This window comes from Stenotrophomonas maltophilia (assembly GCF_023518235.1).
In the GTDB taxonomy this organism is placed as follows: domain Bacteria; phylum Pseudomonadota; class Gammaproteobacteria; order Xanthomonadales; family Xanthomonadaceae; genus Stenotrophomonas.
In genome coordinates this window covers 2448368-2468032 of the sequence record NZ_CP090423.1, presented here as the reverse complement: position 1 = coordinate 2468032, position 19665 = coordinate 2448368, and the positions used below count along the sequence as shown (strand labels likewise).

Here is a 19665-nt window from a genome sequence, read left to right as displayed (position 1 = left end):
GATAAGAAATGGCTCGTTATATCGGTCCTACCTGTAAGCTCGCCCGTCGCGAAGGCGCCGACCTGTCCCTGAAGAGCCCGGCGCGTGCGCTGGACTCCAAGTGCAAGCTGGAGCAGAAGCCCGGCCAGCACGGCGCCACTGCCCGCAAGGGCAAGCTGTCCGACTACGCCACCCAGCTGCGTGAAAAGCAGAAGGTCAAGCGTATCTACGGCCTGCTGGAGCGCCAGTTCCGCAACTACTACAAGAAGGCCTCGACCAAGAAGGGCAACACCGGCGAGAACCTGCTGCAGCTGCTGGAAACCCGCCTGGACAACGTCGTCTACCGCATGGGCTTCGCCGTGACCCGTCCGGCTGCCCGTCAGCTGGTGTCGCACCGCGGCGTCACCGTGAATGGCAAGTCGGTCAACCTGGCTTCGTACCAGGTCAAGGCTGGCGACGCCATCGCTCTGTCTGAGAAGGCTGCCAAGCAGCTGCGCGTCCAGGAAGCCCTGACCGTCGCCGCCCAGCATGACCTGAGCCCGTCGTGGGTTGAAGTGGATTCCGGCAAGTTCACCGGCATCTTCAAGGCTGTTCCGGATCGTTCGGATCTGCCTGCGGACATCAACGAAGCGCTGATCGTCGAGCTGTATTCGAAGTAATTCACATTGGAGAGCCCCCGGCGACGGCCGGGGGTTCACTAGGAGAACCCGCAACATGACGGTTACCGCCAACCAGGTTCTGCGTCCTCGCGGTCCGCAGATCGAACGCCTTACCGACACCCGTGCAAAGGTCGTTATCGAACCTTTGGAGCGGGGTTACGGGCATACGCTGGGCAATGCCCTGCGTCGCGTGCTGCTGTCGTCCATCCCGGGCTTCGCCATCACGGAAGTCGAAATCGACGGCGTGTTGCATGAGTACACCACGGTCGAAGGTCTGCAGGAGGACGTGCTGGAAGTCCTGCTCAACCTGAAGGACGTGGCCATCCGTATGCACTCCGGCGACAGCGCCACCCTGTCCCTGTCCAAGCAGGGCCCGGGCGTTGTCACCGCTGCCGACATCAAGGTTGACCACAATGTGGAAATCTTGAACGGCGACCATGTGATCTGCCACCTGACCAAGGACACGGCAGTCAACATGCGTCTGAAGATCGAACGTGGTTTCGGCTACCAGCCGGCTGCCGCGCGTCGTCGTCCGGACGAAGAAACCCGTGCCATCGGCCGTCTGGTCCTGGATGCCTCGTTCTCGCCGGTCCGCCGCGTCGCCTATGCCGTGGAAGCGGCTCGCGTCGAGCAGCGCACCGACCTGGACAAGCTGGTCATCGATATCGAGACCAACGGCACCATCGATGCCGAGGAAGCCGTGCGCACCGCCGCCGACATCCTCAGCGACCAGCTGTCGGTGTTCGGTGACTTCACCCACCGCGACCGCGGTGCGGCCAAGCCGGCCAACAACGGCGTGGATCCGGTGCTGCTGCGCCCGATCGACGATCTGGAGCTGACCGTGCGTTCGGCCAACTGCCTGAAGGCCGAGAGCATCTACTACATCGGCGATCTGATCCAGAAGACCGAAGTGGAGCTGCTGAAGACCCCGAACCTGGGCAAGAAGTCGCTCACCGAGATCAAGGAAGTGCTGGCTCAGCGCGGCCTGTCGCTCGGCATGAAGCTGGAGAACTGGCCGCCGGCCGGTGTCGCCAGCCACGGCATGCTGGGCTGATATCGGTATTGCTTGAGGGCTCCACCGGCAACGGTGGAGCCTTCAACCGGTTTACCAAACATGCCACGACGAACCCCAGGTTCGCGGGCAGGGCGTCCAGGACGGGCGACCAGGACCATCCGCAGTCCACGCAGCAACGCCAGGATGGCGACAACGATCCGCACAGTCTCATCATTAATCAAGGAATATCACCATGCGTCACCAGAAGTCTGGCCGTAAGTTCAGCCGCACCAGCGCCCACCGCGAAGCGATGTTCAAGAACATGGCCGCCTCGCTGTTCAAGCACGAGCTGATCAAGACCACCCTGCCGAAGGCCAAGGAACTGCGCCGCGTTGCCGAGCCGCTGATCACCCTGGCCAAGGTCGACTCCGTCGCCAACCGCCGTCTGGCCTTCGCCCGTCTGCGCGACAACGAAGCCGTGGGCAACCTGTTCACCATCCTGGGCCCGCGCTACGCGAACCGTCCGGGCGGCTACCTGCGCCTGCTGAAGTGCGGCTTCCGCGCCGGCGACAACGCGCCGATGGCCTACGTGGAGCTGGTTGACCGTCCGGCCGTGGCCGAGGAAGTGGCCGAGTAATCGGACCGCTCCAACGCGACATAGTGAAAGCCCGGCATCCGCCGGGCTTTTGCGTTTCTGCAGGGTCGGAACGCGTGCCGCAGGTACGGGCTCTGACCCCGCAATGCTGGGCGCTGGGCCAGAGCCCATTGCATTCGCAAGGGGATCTGACCCTCACCGTTCCGACAGGCGTCACCTGTGGCGGTTCGAATGGCGCGCGCTCTCGGTTACGCTTGGCGCCTGATCACTTGAGCGTTGACGATGAATCCACTGCGCTGGCCCTTCCGCGCCCAGTTCTTCCTGGGCTTCCTGATCTGCGCGGGCCTGCTCGGCTACGCGATCTTCCTGCAGCTGAAGATGGGCCTGGAGCCTTGCCCGCTGTGCATCTTCCAGCGCCTGGCGTTCGCCGCCCTGGGCCTGTTGTTCCTGATCGGTGCGCTGCACGGTCCGTCCAACCGCCCCGGCCGGGCGACCTACGGCATCCTCGCCTTCATCGCTGCGGCGGTGGGCGTGGGCATCGCGGCGCGCCACGTCTATGTGCAGATGCTGCCGCCGGAGATGGGCGCGACCTGCGGCCCGCCGTTGAGCTTCCTGCGCGAGACGATGGGCCCGCTGGAGGTGTTCCGCACGGTGCTGACCGGCACCGGCAACTGCGGCAACATCGACTGGACGTTCCTGGGCCTGACCATGCCGATGTGGTCGGGCGTGTGGTTCGTGCTGCTGGCGCTGTGGGCGCTGGTGGTGTCGCTGCGCAAGGTCAGGCGCTGAACGTAGCCACGCATGGCGTGGCTCTACTGGGTAGTGCCGGCCGCTGGCCGGCACGCCGTGCTAATGCCGGCCAGCGGCCGGCATTACCTCAGAAGTCCTGCTGCAGGCTCAGGTAAGCGCCGCGACGCGGCCCCCACTGCGGGGCAAATACACCGACGCCGCCACCGTCGCGCAGCTGGTAGCTGCGATCCAGTGCGTTGATCACGGCCACCTGCACGTGCAGCGGATGCCCACTGTCGGCGTTGAAGTCATGCCCGGCGCTGAGGTTCACCTGCAGGTACGACGGCAGCTCGCCGCCGTTGGGCACGCCCTCGATATCCGAGCGCAGGCCGCTGCCGAACAGGTAGTTCGCACCGATCCGGTTGTGGCCGGCGAAGGCATAGCTGAGGCCACCGGACGAGGTCAGTTTCTGGTCGTGGTCCAGGTGGATCCAATGGTCGGCGACGTAGGCCAGGGCGTCCGGGTCGAGGTTGTACTGGCCGGTGATGACCTGGGTGCCGAGGGCCTTGTTGTATGCCGCATTGACGTAGGCGCTGAACGGGCCGTTGCTGTAGTCGGCACTGAACTCCAGGCCACGGATGTGGCCGCGGCCATAGTTGAAGGTCGAGTAGATGTACGCGGCGCCGAACTGGCCTTCGTCCTGCAGGCGTGCAACGCGACGGTCGTATGCGTCCAGGCCCAGGGTCAGGTGTTCGCCCAGCTGCTGCGAAACGCCGATGTCGTAATAGTCACTGCGCTCGGCCAGGGGCGTGGTGTTGCCGCCGCTGGGCTGCTGGTTGGTGGTGCCGTCGTACAGGGCGATGTCGCTGCTGGCGATCAGCTCGCTGGCCGGCGGCGTGAAGTAGCGTGAATAGCCGGCGTGCACGGTGGTGCTGTCGCTGGCATTCCAGACCACGCCCACGCGCGGGCTGAGCTGGCCTTCAGTGTGGCCGAAGGCCTTGTAGCGGTCGCCACGCAGGCCGTAGTTCACCGTCCAGTCGTCGCCGATCTTCCATTCGTCCTGCACGTACAGCGCCAGCGTGCTGGCATGGAAGGCGCTGCGGTCGGGGATCAGCCGCGGCGTGGTGCTGGACTGCTGGCCGCTGTCGTCCACCGGGAACACCCAGCTGTTGTTGCTGGCCTGTGCGTTCTCGTAATTGCCATACAGGCCATAACGCAGCGTGTGGTCGTTGCCCAGCGGCGTGGAGAAATCGGCCTGCAGGGTGTTGGCGCGGTTGCTGCGCTGTACCTGCGAGGCGACGCCGCTGAATACCAGGTCGCCGATGACATCCGGGTTGAACGCCACATCGCTGTAGCGCTGCCCGGCCGAGAGCTGATAGGCGGTGGCGCCGAGCGTTCCCTGCAGCACCAGCATGCCGAAGCGGGTGGTCTCGCGCTGGGTCTCGTCCAGCCGGCTGGAATCGAAGGTAGTGGTGTCGAGATAGCCGAACTGCGGCGTCTGGCCCGGATTGACCGGAATCTGGAAGCGGTTGTTGGCGAAGCCGGCAAACACACTCAGGCGCGTGCTGTCGTTGAGCAGGTAGGTGAGGTCGGCGAACGCCTTGCCCTGATGGGTATCGTCATGCAACGGCCTGCGCGTGTTGGTGGGGTTCTCCAGGCCAACATCGTTCTGGTCGTAGTTGCCGGTCAGGAACCAGCTCCAGCGCCCTTGGCTGCCCCACCAGGAGGCATTCGGGTTGAGCTTGCCGAATGATCCGGCGGTCAATCCGGCACTGCCGCCGTTGCCAAGCTCGGCGCCGCTGCGGGTGGTGATGTCGACCACCGCCGCCGTACGCTCGCCGAACTGTGCCGGCAGCGCGCCGTCCATCAGGCGGATGCTCTTGATGGTGCGGGCGTCCAGGGTCTGGCCGAAGCCGGAAATCGACTCGGGCAGCAGGACGCCGTTGATGCGGTACTGCAGATTGGCGTGGTCACCGCGGACATGTACGCCGCCGTAGGAGTCCTGTACCACGCCAGGCGCCTGCAGCAGCACCTGGCTGAGCGGCGCGGAGGCGCCCAGCGGCTGCTTCTGGATGTCCTCGGCGGTGATCTGGTACTGGCTGGCGCCGATGTCCGGCGACAGCGCATTGCGGGCCTGGTCGAGCTGGGCGTGGACGGTGACCGCGTCCAACTGGGTGACCGGCGCGGCCACATCATTGGCCGCAGCAGCGAAGGCAGGGAGGCTGGCCACGGCCAGGACGAGGGTGATGCCGGTAGCGAGAGGCGAGGGCTTCATGGGGAGGGGCGGAGCCTGGGGCGTAGGAGGGGCCGGTCCGTGACGTGTCAGTGTTACTCCGTAACAAATCATGCGCCTGTTGGAGCCGCTATGGACATGCCGTGTCTGGCCGCTCGCGGTGCCCTTTCCCCGCCGTTCAGGCTGCCGGACGCCGCCCTGGCCCTTTGCGACAGCGGCTGGCTCTGCGACCATGACCGCCCCCCACCCCGGAAGTCTGCAATGAGCCTGTCCGCCGTTCCGCCCGTGTCCGATCCTGCCGCAGCCGCCGTTGGCGCCGCCTGGTCGCCGGAGAGCTGGCGTGGCAAGACCGCGCTGCAGATGCCGACCTATCCCGATCCGGTGGCGCTGGACGCGGCGCTGCACGAACTGAAGCGGCTGCCGCCGCTGGTCACCTCCTGGGAGATCCTGGCGCTGAAGCAGCAGCTGGCCGAGGCCCAGGAGGGCAAGCGCTTCCTGTTGCAGGGTGGCGACTGTGCGGAGAATTTCAGTGACTGTGAATCGGGCACCATCTCCAACCGCCTGAAGGTGCTGCTGCAGATGAGCTTGGTGCTGGTGCACGGCCTGCGCCAGCCGGTAATCCGCGTGGGCCGCTTCGCCGGCCAGTACGCCAAGCCGCGCTCGGCCGACACCGAGACCCGTGACGGCGTGACCCTGCCCAGCTACCGCGGCGATGTGATCAATGCGCCGGCGTTCACCGAAGCGGCGCGCCTGCCGGACCCGAAGCGGATGCTGCAGGCCCACGCGCATTCGGCGATGACGATGAACTTCGTGCGGGCGCTGATCGACGGCGGCTTCGCCGACCTGCACCATCCCGAGTACTGGAACCTGGAGTGGGTGCGGCATTCGCCGCTGGCCGCCGAGTACCAGAAGATGGTGGCCTCCATTGGTGATGCGGTGCACTTCATGGAAACCCTGGCCGGGGCCCGCGTGCACAACCTCAACCGCATCGATTTCTACACCTCGCACGAAGCGCTGCTGCTGCCCTACGAGCAGGCGTTGACCCGGCAGGTGCCGCGCCAGCAGGGCTGGCTGAACCTGAGCACGCATTACCCGTGGATCGGCATGCGCACCGCCGCGCTGGACGGTGCCCACGTCGAGTACCTGCGGGGTGTGCGCAACCCGATTGCGATCAAGGTCGGGCCGTCGGTGTCGCCGGACCAGCTGCTGCGCCTGATCGACGTGCTCAACCCGCACGACGAACCGGGCCGCCTGAGCTTCATACATCGCATGGGCGCGGCACAGATTGCCGAAAAGCTGCCGCCGCTGCTGGATGCGGTCAAGCGCGACGGCCGCCGCGTGCTGTGGGTGTGCGATGCGATGCATGGCAATACCGAAAGCACGGCCAATGGCTTCAAGACGCGCCGCTTCGACAACGTGCGTGGCGAAGTGGAGATGTCGTTCGACCTGCATGCGGCCGCAGGCACGCGCCTGGGTGGCGTGCATCTGGAGCTGACCGGCGAGGACGTGACCGAATGCACCGGTGGTGCGCGCGAACTGACCGAGCGTGACCTGGAGCGTGCGTACCGCTCGACGGTGGACCCGCGGTTGAACTACGAGCAGTCGCTGGAGATTGCGATGGCGATCGTGCGCAAGCAGGAACAGGTGCGGTAAGTGTGTTGCGGCAGGGCTTGCAGCCCTGCACCTGCTGCAATCAACGGCAACGGCAACGGCAACGGCAAAAGCCGAAGCGGCATTCCGTGGGATGGCGGGACGGTGTGGGTAGCCAGGACACGCCGTAAACCCATCCATGGGGGCTCGATGGCGCCATCCATGGCGCCAACGGTCCTGCCTACCCACACCGTCCCACCTCTGACGGATTCCTGCGGCCGTGGGTAGGTGTCGACCTTGGTCGACACGGTGGATCCACGCCTTGCATGGATGAATCTCCATCGACATCGAATATTTCGATTTCGGAACGATTTGAGCCGAGCGTGGCTCGGCTCTACAGAAGAGCGGGCAGATCGCGGAAAACTGTCGAAGGCGGGGTGGGTCCGGTTGCGGGGGCGTGAGCCGCATGGATGCGGCGACCGAGCCTCCATGGAGGGATTCACGGCGTCCCCCGCAACCGGACCCACCTCGCCATCCCACAGGATGCACGCTGTTGCTGCTGAGGTTGCCGGCCAGCGGCCGGCACTACCGCGGGTGCAGGGCGCAGCCCTGCCGAGCCCCACCTACATTCTGCTTACGAACGTCTGACATTGCGCTCATCCGTGCTGGGCCACGCTGTGTATCTGCATGCAGAGTGACGGAGGTGGCAGCGGTGCACTGGCAAAGCGCGCAGGCCTACGCATGGCCGTTGGGATTGGCAGCATTGGTCGGCGGCATCGGTGCGTGGTTGATCCTGTGGATCTACCATCGATTGAAGGGACGTGATCGTCGGCGTGCGCGCATCGGGCGTGTGCTGGGGTTGCCGATGGCGACCGCCTGGCCGCTGCTGCTGCTGATCCCTGCATTGCAGGCCACGCCCCTGCAGGATCCGTTGCTGGGCCACCTGCAGCATGTGCTGCACATCGCACTTACGGCCTGCTTCATCTGGTTGCTGGTGCGTGCGGTGGCGGCCGGCGAGCGGGCGATCCTGCGCAGCCATCCCATCGATGTCGCCGACAATCTGGAAGCGCGCCGCATCCAGACCCAGACGCGGGTGCTCAGTCGCGTGTTGATGGGCGGCATCATCGTGCTCGGCGCATCGCTGGTGCTGTTGACCTTCCCGATGGTGCAGAAGATCGGCACCGCGCTGCTGGCGTCGGCGGGCCTGATCGGCCTGGTGGCGGGTATCGCGGCCAAGCCGGTGTTCGGCAACCTCATCGCCGGTCTGCAGATCGCGCTGACCCAGCCAATCCGGCTGGATGACGTGGTGATCGTCGAAGGTGAGTGGGGGCGTGTCGAGGAAATCGGCAGCAGCTATGTGGTGGTGCGGGTCTGGGACGAGCGGCGCATGGTGGTGCCCCTGACCTGGTTCATCGAGAATCCATTCCAGAACTGGACGCGACGCAGCGCGGATCTGCTGGGGACGGCATTCCTGTGGTTGGATTATCGCGCGCCTATCGCGGCGATCCGCAGTGAGCTGGAGCGCATCTGCCGGGGTGAGGCGCTGTGGGATGGACGCGTCTGCGTGACCCAGGTAACCGAGACCAGTGAACGCGCGATCCAGGTACGCCTGCTGGTCAGCGCGCGCAGCTCCGGTGATGCGTTCGATCTGCGCTGCCTGGTGCGCGAACGCATGCTCGATTTCCTTGCGCGTGAGCATCCACAGTCATTGCCGCAGATTCGCGCACGCGTACAGCACGATGACGAGCAGGACATGCCGCGTGGGCCGCGGGCGCGTACCGCGGATGTGCGCTCGCCGGGTGCGGAGGATGGCGAGGCGGCGATCGTGCCGGTGGAGGCGTTTGATCGGTAGTGCCGGCCGCTGGCCGGCAACGTCGGGATGATCGAGCAGCCGGCCAGCGGCCGGCACTACCGGAGGTCAGGATTCGCCGGCGTCACCGGAGGTCACGGCTCGTCGGCGTCGATCAGGGTGTCGGTATCAAAGTGCGGTGGCCGCCGCGCGCGCGTGCGTTGTTCATAGGCGTAGGCCATTTCGATCAGCTTCGGTTCGCTCCAGGCGGTGCCCATGAACAACAGGCCCACGGGCAGGCCGTTGATCTGGCCCATCGGCACGCTGAGGCTGGGATAGCCGGCCACGGCGGCGGCGCCATAGCTCTCGCCGGGGAAGTCGTCCCCTTCGCTTCGGATCGGCCAGGCCACACCGGTGGTCGGCGCCACCAGTGCATCCAGCTGGTGGGCGGCGAGGGCGGCATCGATGCCTTCCGGGCCGGCCAGCCGGCGTGCATCGCTGCGTGCACGGATGTAGGCGGGATCGGCCAGGCCGGCGGTGGCGTCGGCCTCCACCAGCAGCTCCTGGCCGAACAGGCCCAGCTCCTGCTTGTGGTGCGCCTGGTTGAAGGCGATCAGGTCGGCCAGGCGTCGCAGCGGCGCCCGGTGCGTGTTGAGGTAGCGCTCCAGGCCGGCCTTGAACTCGTACAGCAGCACCGTGCGCTCGGCCTCGGCCCACGCACCCTGGTTGGGCAGTTCCACCGGCACCACCACCGCACCAGCGCGGCGCAGTTCGGTGGCCGCCTGTTCCATCAGCGGTGGCATGCCCCGATAGGTCAGCAGCGGCGTCTGCAGCAGGCCGATGCGCTTGCCACGCAGGCCCTGCGGGTCCAGGCGTGCGGTGTAGTCATAGACCGCGCGGCCGGGCATGGTCGCGGTGGCCGGGTCGGCGTCGTCGCGGCCGGCGATCGCGGTCAGCACGGCCGCCGCGTCGGCCACGCTGCGCGTCATCGGCCCGGCGGTGTCCTGGCTGAAGGAGATCGGGATGATGCCGTCGCGGCTGACCAGCCCGACGGTGGGCTTCAGGCCAACAACCCCATTGATTGCGGCCGGGCAGACGATGCTGCCGTCGGTTTCGGTGCCGATGGCCACGCTGGCCAGGTTGGCCGCCATCGCCACCGCGCTGCCGCTGCTGGAGCCGCAGGGGGAGTGGCTGAGGCGGTAGGGGTTACGGGTCTGGCCGCCGCGCGCACTCCAGCCGGAGATCGAGTCGTTGCCGCGGAAGTTGGCCCACTCGCTGAGATTGGTCTTGCCCAGCACCACGGCGCCGGCCTCGCGCAGGCGTCGCACCAGGTAGGCATCGTCAGGACGGAAGCCCTGCAGTGCCAGCGAGCCGGCCGTGGTGCTCATCGGGGCGGCGTTGATGTTGTCCTTCAGCAGCACGGGAATGCCGTGCAGGGCACCGCGCACGCGGCCGTCGCGGCGCTCGCGGTCGCGTGCGGCGGCTTCCTTCAGGGCATCGGGATTGAGTTCGATCACCGCGCGCAGGCGTGGCCCGGCACGGTCCAGGGTGGCGATGCGCTGCAGGTAGGCCTGGGTGAGGGTGGTGCTGTCCAGTTCGCCGGCGGTCATCCGCGCCTGCAAGTCGGCCACATCGGTTTCGGCATAGGGGAAGGGCACGTTGCGGCTCGCAGGTTCGGCGGCATGCGCGCTGGACGCGGCCGGGCTGCAGCCAGCCGAAAACAGCGCAGGCAGCGCGCTGAGCAGGCAGATCAGCAGAGGCGGCAAGGACGGGCGCATGGGGCGGCTTGGTCGGCTCCAATCCCCAGTGTAGCCGGTGCTCAGCGGTGACGCTTGCGCAGGTCGCGGGCCAGCACGTAGACCACGATCAGGTTGATCGCCAGGATCGTCCAGGAGGGCCAGCCGGGGTGGCGGATGATCGCGAAGATATCGAAAGGCAGGTACAGCGAGGCGGTCAGGCAGCCCAGCCAGGAGGCCCAAGCCTTGGCCCGCCACAGGCCCCAGGCTTCGACCAGGTGCAGCAGGCCGTAGCCGATCATCCCCGCCGCGGCCAGGTGCACCGCGTCGGGGCTGATCATGTGCAGCAACGAGGGCAGGGTGCCATGGTCCGGATCCAGGCTGAAACGCCGGATCAGGACCATGATGCCGTGCCGTAGCGGCTGCGGTCCGAGCACTTCCAGCCCGGTGGCAGCCAACAGCGCCAGCATCGCCTTGCTCGCTTCGAGCAGGGCGATGACGTGGAGACCCGGATGCCGGTGCGGATCCGGGTTGTAACCGCTCGGGTTCACGGGGTGCTGGCTCAGCCGCCGCGCGAAGCCTTCTTGCGGTCGCTTTCGGTCAGGAACTTCTTGCGCAGGCGGATCTCCTTCGGGGTGATCTCGACCAGCTCGTCGTCTTCGATGAAGTCCAGGGCCTGCTCCAGCGAGTACTTGATCGCCGGGGTCAGCTGGATCGCATCGTCCTTGCCCGAAGCGCGCATGTTGGTCAGCGGCTTGGTCTTGATCGCGTTGACGGTCAGGTCGTTGTCCTTGGAGTGGATGCCGACCAGCTGACCTTCATACACGTTGTCGCCTTCAGCAGCGAAGAGCTTGCCGCGCTCCTGCAGCGGGCCCAGCGAGTAGGCCGGCGTGGCACCCGGCGCATTGGCGATCATCACGCCGTTGATGCGCTTGGCGATCGCGCCCTGTTCCTTCGGACCGTAATGGTCGAACACGTGGAACAGCAGGCCCGAACCCTGGGTGAGGGTCTTGAACTCGTTCTGGAAGCCGATCAGGCCACGGGCCGGGATCTGGTATTCCAGGCGCACACGGCCCTTGCCGTCCGGCTCCATGTTCTTCAGCTGGCCCTTGCGGGTACCCAGCTTTTCCATCACGCCGCCCTGGTGCACTTCTTCGATGTCCACCACCAGCTGCTCGATCGGCTCCATCAGCTGGCCGTCGATTTCCTTGATGATCACTTCCGGGCGCGACACGGCCAGCTCGTAGCCTTCGCGACGCATGTTCTCGATCAGCACCGACAGGTGCAGTTCGCCACGGCCGGAGACCAGGAACTTGTCGGCGTCTTCCAGCTGTTCGACCTTCAGGGCCACGTTGTGGACCTTTTCACGGTCCAGGCGGTCCTTGATCTGGCGGCTGGTCAGGAACTTGCCACCGGACAGGTCCTTGTTGCCGGCGAACGGCGAGTTGTTGACCTGGAAGGTCATCGAGATGGTCGGCTCGTCGACGGTCAGCGCCGGCAGTGCTTCCGGGGTATCCGGGGCGCAGAGGGTGTCGGAGATGGTCAGCTCCTGGATGCCGGAGATGGCCACGATGTCGCCGGCTTCGGCCGAGTCCTGCTCGATGCGCTCCAGGCCCAGGAAGCCCAGCACCTGCAGCACCTTGCCGTTGCGCTTCTTGCCTTCACGGTCGATGACCGCGACCTGCATGTTCTTCTTCAGGGTGCCGCGCTGGATGCGGCCGATGCCGATGACGCCCACGAAGTTGTTGTAGTCCAGCTGGCTGATGCGCATCTGGAACGCGCCTTCCGGGTCCACTTCCGGCTTCGGCGCGTGCTGCATGATCGCTTCGTACAGCGGGGTCATGTCGCCGTCGCGCACGGTGTCTTCCAGGCCGGCGTAGCCGTTCAGGGCCGAGGCGTAGACGATCGGGAAGTCCAGCTGCTCATTGGTCGCGCCGAGCTTGTCGAACAGGTCGAAGACCTGGTCGATCACCCACTCCGGACGCGCGCCCGGACGGTCGATCTTGTTGACCACCACGATCGGCTTGAAGCCCATCGCGAAGGCCTTCTGGGTGACGAAGCGGGTCTGCGGCATCGGGCCGTCCATCGCGTCGACCAGGATCAGCACGGTGTCGACCATCGACAGCACGCGCTCGACCTCACCGCCGAAGTCGGCGTGGCCGGGGGTGTCGACGATGTTGATGCGGTTCTTGACGCCGGTCCGCTTGTCTTCCCAGGTGATGGCCGTGTTCTTGGCCAGGATGGTGATGCCGCGTTCCTTTTCCTGGTCGTTGCTGTCCATCACGCGCTCGGCGAGGACGGTGCGTTCGGACAGGGTGCCGGACTGCTTCAGCAGCTGGTCGACCAGGGTGGTCTTGCCATGGTCGACGTGGGCGACGATGGCGATGTTGCGAAGATTTTCGATGGACATACGAAAGGGGGCCAGTCGGCGCCGGATTTGGAAAAAGAAGTCCAACATTATACGTCGAACTTGACGATTCGCGAAAAGGTGGATTTCACGCCCGGGCTGGCACCCATTCAGCTGGCTGCCCGCCGCTCCGGCCGAGGCCGCCAGGAGCCGCCGGCGCCGCTCCCCGTCCGGGGGCTGAAGCCGGGCTCTTCACCGATGGTCGAAGCCGCCGCCGACACGAGGCGGGTGTAAACTAGGGGGCTAGACGCATTCCCCTTTGTATCAAGGATCTTCATGTCCCTCATCGCCACTTTCGACACCACCCAGGGCCCGATCAAGGTCGAGCTGTTCGCCGACAAAGCGCCGCTGACCGTGGCCAACTTCGTGAACCTGGTCAAGCACGGCTTCTATGACGGCCTGATCTTCCACCGCGTGATCGCCGACTTCATGATCCAGGGCGGCTGCCCGCAGGGTCGTGGCACCGGCGGCCCGGGCTACAAGTTCGAAGACGAGAAGAATGGCGTGAAGCACGAGGTCGGCTCGCTGTCGATGGCCAACGCCGGCCCGAACACCAACGGCAGCCAGTTCTTCATCACCCACATCAAGACCGACTGGCTGGACGGCCGCCACACCGTCTTCGGCAAGGTCCTGGAAGGCCAGGCCATCGTCGATTCGGTCAAGCAGGGGGACGTGATCCATTCGATCACCCTGGAAGGCGACGTTGACGCCGTGCTGGCCGCCCAGGCCGACCGCGTCGCGGAGTGGAACAAGCACCTCGCCGCCTGATCCCCCTTCGAAACGGCCACCCACGGGTGGCCGTTTCCCTGTTCCCCGCCGCCCGCCAGGCCTGCGTGGCTCTGCCCGCGGCGTCCCATCAAACGCTTGCAAGCAAGAGGAAACCCCCATGAAAGCACCCGTTCGTGTTGCCGTGACCGGCGCCGCCGGCCAGATCGGTTATGCCCTGCTGTTCCGCATCGCCTCCGGCGAAATGCTGGGCAAGGACCAGCCGGTCATCCTGCAGCTGCTGGAACTGCCGGTCGACAAGGCCCAGGCCGCCCTGAAGGGCGTGATGATGGAGCTGGAAGACTGCGCCTTCCCGCTGCTGGCCGGCATGGTCGGCACCGATGACGCCGAAGTCGCGTTCAAGGACGCCGACATCGCCCTGCTGGTCGGCGCGCGTCCGCGTGGCCCGGGCATGGAGCGCAAGGACCTGCTGCTGGAAAACGCCAAGATCTTCACCGCTCAGGGCGCGGCGCTGAACAAGGTCGCCAGTCGTGACGTGAAGGTGCTGGTGGTCGGCAACCCGGCCAACACCAATGCCTACATCGCCATGAAGTCGGCCCCGGACCTGAAGCCGGAGAACTTCACCGCCATGCTGCGCCTGGACCACAACCGCGCCCTGAGCCAGCTGTCGACCAAGCTCGGCAAGCCGGTCGGTGGCATGGAGAAGCTGGTGGTGTGGGGCAACCACAGCCCGACCATGTACCCGGACTACCGTTTTGCCACCGCCGATGGTGCGTCGATTGCCGATGCGATCAACGACCAGGAGTGGAACGCCAACACCTTCATCCCGACCGTGGGCAAGCGCGGCGCGGCGATCATCGAAGCCCGCGGCTCGTCCTCGGCGGCTTCGGCGGCCAACGCTGCCATCGACCACGTGCGTGACTGGGTGCTGGGCAGCAACGGCAAGTGGGTCACCATGGGCGTGCCGTCCGACGGTTCCTACGGCATTCCGGAAGGCGTGATCTTCGGTTTCGCGGTGACCACCGAGAACGGCAAGTACACCCTGGTGAAGGATCTGCCGATCGACGACTTCAGCCAGAAGTACATCGACAAGACCCTGGCCGAGCTGGAAGAAGAGCGCGCCGGCGTCGCCCACCTGCTGGGCTGATACGGGCGGTACCGACCGTTGGTCGGTACGCTCACCGCAGAAAACGGGGAAGCTTCGGCTTCCCCGTTTTCGTTTGAACGGATACGCAAACCGATGATCCACCTGCACTACATCGACGACGCGCTGCTGGTGGCCGAGAAGCCGGCCGGCCTGCTGTCCGTGCCCGGCCGCAGCGAGGAAAACCAGGACTGCGTGGTCACACGCCTGCAGGCGGTGTACCCGGACGCGCTGACCGTGCATCGGCTGGACCAGGTGACCTCCGGCCTGTTGCTGCATGCGCGCGGCAAAGAGATGCAGGCCGCATTGTCGATGCAGTTCGAGCGGCGCCAGGTCGGCAAGTGCTACGAGGCCATCGTGCAGGGTTTGATCGAAGGCGAGGCCGGCGAAGTGGACCTGCCGCTGATCGTGGATTGGCCGAACCGACCGAAGCAGGTGGTCGACCGTGAGCGCGGCAAACCTGCTCTGACGCGCTGGCGCGTGATGGCACGTGATGTTGAAGCGCAGCGCACCCGCGTGGCGCTGGAACCGATCACTGGCCGCAGCCATCAGCTGCGCCTGCACATGGCCAGCCTCGGCCATCCCATTGTCGGTGACGTGCTGTACGACGCCGCTCCGGCGCAGCGCGTGCACCTGCATGCACGCAGCCTGCGGTTTACCCACCCGGTGACGGGCGAAGCGCTCGCGTTCGAGTCTGCGGCTCCGTTCTAGGGGGTCGGCAGGGCTTGCAGCCCTGCACCTGCTACGAGCCAGAGCAACGTCAACGTCAACGGCGAAAGCGGGCCATCCGTGGGTTGGCGGGGCGGTGTGGGTGGGCAGGACACGCCGTAAACCCATCCATGGGGGCTCGATGGCGCCATCCATGGCGCCAACGGTCCTGCCCACCCACACCGCCCCGCCTCTGACAGATTCCCGCGGCTGTTGGTAACTGCGGCCGTTGTTCCGCACGGCTGTTGGTAGATGTCGACCTTGGTCGACACGATTTTTCTTTCAGATATCGAATGAGTCATCCGTGCATGGCGTGGATCAAGCGTGTCGACCAAGGTCGACACCCACCAAGAGCCCAGGTAATGCCAGCCCGAAAGATTGCGGAGAACTGTCGAAGGCGGGATGGGTCCGGTTGCGGGGGCGTGAGCGCCATGGATGGCGCGACCGAGCCTCCATGGACGGATTCACGGCGTCCCCCGCAACCGGACCCACCCCGCCATCCCCCAGCAAGCCAGCTTCTGCTGTTGCTTCGGCTTCTGCAGGTGCAGGGCTGCAAGCCCTGCCGAACAAACCCACCCCCTACCAAGGTAGGGCGGCCCGCGCGGCAGCGCCGGACTATCCTCGAACCCATGACTTTGTCTGGGAGGGCTGCGTCATGAACTACGAGGAAACCTACCGTCGCTCGATCGACGAGCCGGAGGCCTTCTGGGGCGAGGAAGCCAAGCGCATCCATTGGCACAAGCCGCCACAGCAGGTGCTCGACTACAGCAATCCGCCGTTCCGGCGCTGGTTCGTCGGCGGTGAAACCAATCTCTGCTACAACGCTGTCGACCGCCATCTGGCCGACCGTCCCGACCAGCTCGCGCTGGTGGCCATCTCCACCGAAACCAACAGCACCCGCGAAATCACCTATCGCCAGCTGTATCGCGAAGTGAATGATTTCGCTGCCGTGCTCAAGCATCTCGGCGTTGGCCACGGCGACCGCGTGGTGATCTACATGCCGAACATGGCCGAGGCCGTGTTCGCGATGCTCGCCTGTGCACGCATCGGTGCGGTGCATTCGGTGGTATTCGGTGGCTTTGCCGCACACAACCTGGCGCTGCGCATCGACGATGCCAGGCCCAAGCTGCTGATCGCCGCCGATGCCGGCATGCGCGGTGGCAAGCTGATTCCGTACAAGCCGATGGTCGATGCAGCCTGTGCAGAAGCCAGCGCGCCGCCACCGCACGTGTTGATCGTGTCGCGCGGACTGGATGCGGCCGAGCCGCGCGTGCCGGGCCGTGATGTGGAGTACGCCGCGCTGCGTGCGCAGATCGGGCAGGTGGATGTGCCGGTGCAGTGGCTGGAAGCCAGCGAGCCTAGCTACCTGCTGTACACCTCCGGCACCACCGGCAAGCCCAAGGGCGTGCAGCGCGATGTCGGCGGCTATGCGGTGGCGATGGCACAGTCGATGGAAACCGTTTTCGACTGCAGGCCCGGGCAGGTGATGTTCTCCACCTCCGATGTCGGCTGGGCCGTGGGCCATTCGTACAACGTGTACGGGCCGCTGATCGGGGGTTGCACCTCGCTGCTGTATGAAGGGCTGCCGACCAACCCCGATCCGGGCATCTGGTGGGCGCTGTGCGAACAGTACAACGTGCGCACGATGTTCTCTTCGCCCACCGCGATCCGCGTGCTGAAGAAGCATGATGCCGACTTCATCCATCGCCACGACCTGCGCGCGCTGAAGTACCTGTTCCTGGCCGGCGAGCCGCTGGACGAGCCGACTGCGCACTGGATCAATGAGGCACTGGGCAAGCCGATCATCGACAACTACTGGCAGACCGAAACCGGTTGGCCGGCGCTGACCCTGCTGCCCGGCCTGGAGATGAAGCCGGTGCGCTTCGGCTCGCCCGGCTTCCCCAACCTCGGTTACCGGATGAAGGTGATTGACGAGAACACCGGCGAAGAAGTCGCGCCGGGACAGAAGGGCGTGCTGGTGGTGTCGCCGCCGCTGCCGCCGGGCTGCATGAGCACGGTGTGGAACGACGACAACCGTTTCCTGCAGAGCTACTTCAGCCACTTCAAGGAACTGCTGTACAGCTCGCTGGACTGGGCGATCCGCGACGACGATGGCTATACCTTCATCCTCGGCCGTACCGATGATGTGATCAACGTGGCCGGGCACCGCTTGGGCACGCGCGAGATCGAGGAGGCCATTTCCAGCCACCCGCGCGTGGCCGAGGCCGCCGTGATAGGGGTCAAGGACGAGCTGAAGGGGCAGGTGCCACTGGTGTTCGTCACCCTCAAGCAGGGTCTCAACGGTGAGGACCCGGCGCCGGTGGTGGCGGAGATGATGGCCACGGTGACCACCTCGCTCGGCGCGGTGGCGCGCCCGGCGCATGTGCATGTGGTCAACGCACTGCCCAAGACGCGGTCCGGCAAGCTGCTGCGGCGCTCGTTGCAGGCGCTGGCCGAGCAGCGCGACCCGGGTGATCTGTCGACCCTGGATGACCCCAGTGCACTGGAAGAGATCCGCCGCGCGCTGGGCCGCTGACCCGGTAGTGCCGGCCGCTGGCCGGCAATCCCGTCAATCCGGAGGTTGCCGGCCAGCGGCCGGCACTACCTGCGGTTCTTGCGCTAAGCTCGGCCTGTCATCGACCTGCAACACGCGGTGCGCGCCGGGGAATGCGTGTGCCGTCCGGGGATGACAGACAGGGGGCGTGCCCGCCAGGGCACGCAGGCATGGTGCATCAAGGGAGGGGGATGCAATGGCATTGCTGCACGCCAAGACGGCTGCTGGCCGTCAGGAAATCGAAGACCGTGGCCGGCGTCTGCCGGCGGCGTTGCGATCGATCCTGCTGATGGTCGACGGCCATCGCGACGATACCGAACTGCGCGGCCTGTTCGAAGGCCTGCGCGCACCGCACGATGCGCTGGAGCAGCTGGCAGCGCAGGGCCTGATCGAGGTGATCGGTGGCAGCGCCGAGACGGTGCCGATGCGCGGCATCAGCAGCGGCCGCGAACAGGACCCGGCGTTGTACCAGCAGCTGTACGAGGCGATGAGCGACGCCGTGCGGCGTCATCTCGGCCTGAAGGGCTACTTCATGCAGTTGAAGATCGAGCGCTGTACCGATGCGCTGGCGCTGGAACGCCTGTGCCCGGAACTGCTGGCTGCCGTGGGCAAGGCACGCAGCCCGGCGCTGGCGCAGCGCTGGTGGCAGGAAACCCAGGCGGCGATGGCGATCGACGGTGGCCAGGTCGTGCAGGCCTGAGCCAGCGCGTAAAGTGACCGGTTCACTTTCCCACAAGGAGTCCCGCGTGCAGGACGACCACCATGACAGCGACACCCCGGGCTGGGACGCGATCAACGCCGCGCTGGCGCCGCTGTATGCCGGCCAGGAACCGCGCCATTTCGGCACCGCGCTGCCGTACACGCTGGGTGGCCAGGATCCACTGGACGGCATCAGTGTGTACTGGTCGGATGCGCCGCTGCCGCACTGGCACTACATCACCTACGGATTCTCCGAGCTGTACACCAAGGAAAGCAGTGACGCTGCCGCCAGCGGCTATGGATTTGAACTGACCTTCCGTCTGGCCGCCGCAGCCGATGAACGCGCCGACGGCACACCGCCGGTGTGGCCGATGAACCTGTTGCAGAACCTGGCGCGCTACGTGTTCGGCAGTGGCAATGTGTTCGAGGATGGCCACCATCTGGATGCCAACGGCCCGATTGCGCTGGAGACCGACACGCGGCTGCGCCATCTGGCCTTCATCGCCGACCCGCAGTTGCCGGCGCGCGACACCGCCAATGGCCACCTGCAGTTCCTGCAGCTGGTCGGGCTGACCGACGAAGAGATGGCGGCGGTCAAGCGCTGGTCCACGCGCGGCGTGCTGCAGGCGCTGCAGCCGGCGATGCCGCTGTGGATCACCGATCTGCACCGCGGCAACCTGCTGGAGGATCCGGTATTGGCCGCACGCGTGCGTGCCGGGAGCGAGCAGGAGGGATCCAGCACCGGCATGTTGTTCATCGAGACCCTGGACTGGCGCCAGCAGGAGGGCGTGACCACGCTGGTGCTGGGCGCAGGGCAGGTGCCCAGTGTCTGCGAGCTGCTGCCGTTGCGCCTGCGCCATGGCATGTCGCTGGAACTGGTGAGCCGCCAGCGGCAGTGGGAGTTCAGCCCCGGCGCCGAGGGCGCAAGCGGCGAGCTGGGGCCGCACAGCGCGCGCTGGCCGTTGGACGAGCACGGGCTGCAGGCGCTGGCCGAGGTGCGTGCCGAGCGTGGCATCTACCCACTGGGCGCTGCACTACAGATCGAAGTGGTGCCGACCCTGTTGCGTGACGCTCAGGGTGAAGTGATCCGCCAGATCGGCTGACCACGCCGATCGCAGCGGTG

The 19665-nt window shown here is 66.1% G+C and carries 16 protein-coding genes; 12 read left to right on the top strand and 4 right to left on the bottom strand.

Going from position 1 to position 19665, the window contains the following annotated elements; genetic code table 11:
• The first annotated feature begins 8 nt into the window (after nt 1-8).
• The 4 genes from rpsD (at nt 9) to LZ605_RS11620 (ending at nt 3016) form a co-directional block, all read left to right on the top strand.
• A complete protein-coding gene (gene rpsD / locus LZ605_RS11635) occupies nt 9-638 on the top strand; it encodes a 30S ribosomal protein S4 (RefSeq protein WP_004145446.1) in 630 nt (209 codons plus the stop codon).
• A 55-nt stretch (nt 639-693) separates the two neighbouring features.
• A complete protein-coding gene (locus LZ605_RS11630; RefSeq protein ID WP_004145453.1) occupies nt 694-1692 on the top strand; it encodes a DNA-directed RNA polymerase subunit alpha in 999 nt (332 codons plus the stop codon).
• Nucleotides 1693-1885: 193 nt separating this feature from the next.
• Entirely contained in the window at nt 1886-2269 is a 384-nt protein-coding gene (gene rplQ, locus LZ605_RS11625) for a 50S ribosomal protein L17 (RefSeq protein ID WP_053519752.1), read from the top strand.
• Nucleotides 2270-2509: 240 nt separating this feature from the next.
• Entirely contained in the window at nt 2510-3016 is a 507-nt protein-coding gene (locus tag LZ605_RS11620) for a disulfide bond formation protein B (RefSeq protein ID WP_057497307.1), read from the top strand.
• Nucleotides 3017-3104: 88 nt separating this feature from the next.
• On the opposite strand, the gene LZ605_RS11615 is transcribed toward LZ605_RS11620, so the two are convergent.
• A complete protein-coding gene (locus LZ605_RS11615) occupies nt 3105-5231 on the bottom strand; it encodes a TonB-dependent receptor (protein WP_249841830.1) in 2127 nt (708 codons plus the stop codon).
• A gap of 219 nt (nt 5232-5450) precedes the next feature.
• On the opposite strand from LZ605_RS11615, the gene LZ605_RS11610 reads away from it, so the two are divergent.
• A complete protein-coding gene (locus LZ605_RS11610; RefSeq protein ID WP_249841829.1) occupies nt 5451-6842 on the top strand; it encodes a class II 3-deoxy-7-phosphoheptulonate synthase in 1392 nt (463 codons plus the stop codon).
• Nucleotides 6843-7491: 649 nt separating this feature from the next.
• Nucleotides 7492-8631 (top strand): mechanosensitive ion channel family protein, encoded by a 1140-nt coding sequence (locus tag LZ605_RS11605; protein ID WP_249841828.1) that lies wholly within the window; start codon nt 7492-7494, stop codon nt 8629-8631.
• A 92-nt stretch (nt 8632-8723) separates the two neighbouring features.
• On the opposite strand, the gene LZ605_RS11600 is transcribed toward LZ605_RS11605, so the two are convergent.
• The 3 genes from LZ605_RS11600 to typA are packed head-to-tail and all read right to left on the bottom strand — an operon-like array spanning nt 8724 to nt 12714.
• Nucleotides 8724-10346: an amidase gene (locus tag LZ605_RS11600; RefSeq protein WP_249841827.1), complete on the bottom strand. Its 1623-nt coding sequence runs from the start codon at nt 10344-10346 to the stop codon at nt 8724-8726.
• A gap of 41 nt (nt 10347-10387) precedes the next feature.
• Nucleotides 10388-10855, bottom strand: a complete 468-nt coding sequence (locus tag LZ605_RS11595) for a DUF2127 domain-containing protein (protein WP_049467554.1) — start codon at nt 10853-10855, stop codon at nt 10388-10390.
• Nucleotides 10856-10866: 11 nt separating this feature from the next.
• A complete protein-coding gene (typA, locus tag LZ605_RS11590) occupies nt 10867-12714 on the bottom strand; it encodes a translational GTPase TypA (protein WP_107229964.1) in 1848 nt (615 codons plus the stop codon).
• Nucleotides 12715-12987: 273 nt separating this feature from the next.
• On the opposite strand from typA, the gene LZ605_RS11585 reads away from it, so the two are divergent.
• From LZ605_RS11585 to LZ605_RS11560, 6 genes are all read left to right on the top strand, one after another.
• Nucleotides 12988-13479, top strand: a complete 492-nt coding sequence (locus LZ605_RS11585; RefSeq protein ID WP_005408225.1) for a peptidylprolyl isomerase — start codon at nt 12988-12990, stop codon at nt 13477-13479.
• A gap of 118 nt (nt 13480-13597) precedes the next feature.
• Entirely contained in the window at nt 13598-14584 is a 987-nt protein-coding gene (locus tag LZ605_RS11580) for a malate dehydrogenase (protein WP_004153634.1), read from the top strand.
• 93 nt (nt 14585-14677) lie between these two features.
• On the top strand, nt 14678-15292 hold the full coding sequence (locus LZ605_RS11575) for an RluA family pseudouridine synthase (protein WP_249841826.1): 615 nt from the start codon (nt 14678-14680) through the stop codon (nt 15290-15292).
• Between the two features lie 652 nt (nt 15293-15944).
• A complete protein-coding gene (gene prpE / locus LZ605_RS11570) occupies nt 15945-17825 on the top strand; it encodes a propionate--CoA ligase (protein WP_249841825.1) in 1881 nt (626 codons plus the stop codon).
• A 214-nt stretch (nt 17826-18039) separates the two neighbouring features.
• Nucleotides 18040-18543, top strand: a complete 504-nt coding sequence (locus LZ605_RS11565; RefSeq protein ID WP_249841824.1) for a hypothetical protein — start codon at nt 18040-18042, stop codon at nt 18541-18543.
• A gap of 46 nt (nt 18544-18589) precedes the next feature.
• Nucleotides 18590-19645 carry a suppressor of fused domain protein gene (locus LZ605_RS11560; RefSeq protein WP_249841823.1) on the top strand — a complete coding sequence of 352 codons (1056 nt, stop codon included), beginning with the start codon at nt 18590-18592 and terminating at the stop codon, nt 19643-19645.
• Nucleotides 19646-19665 lie beyond the last annotated feature (20 nt).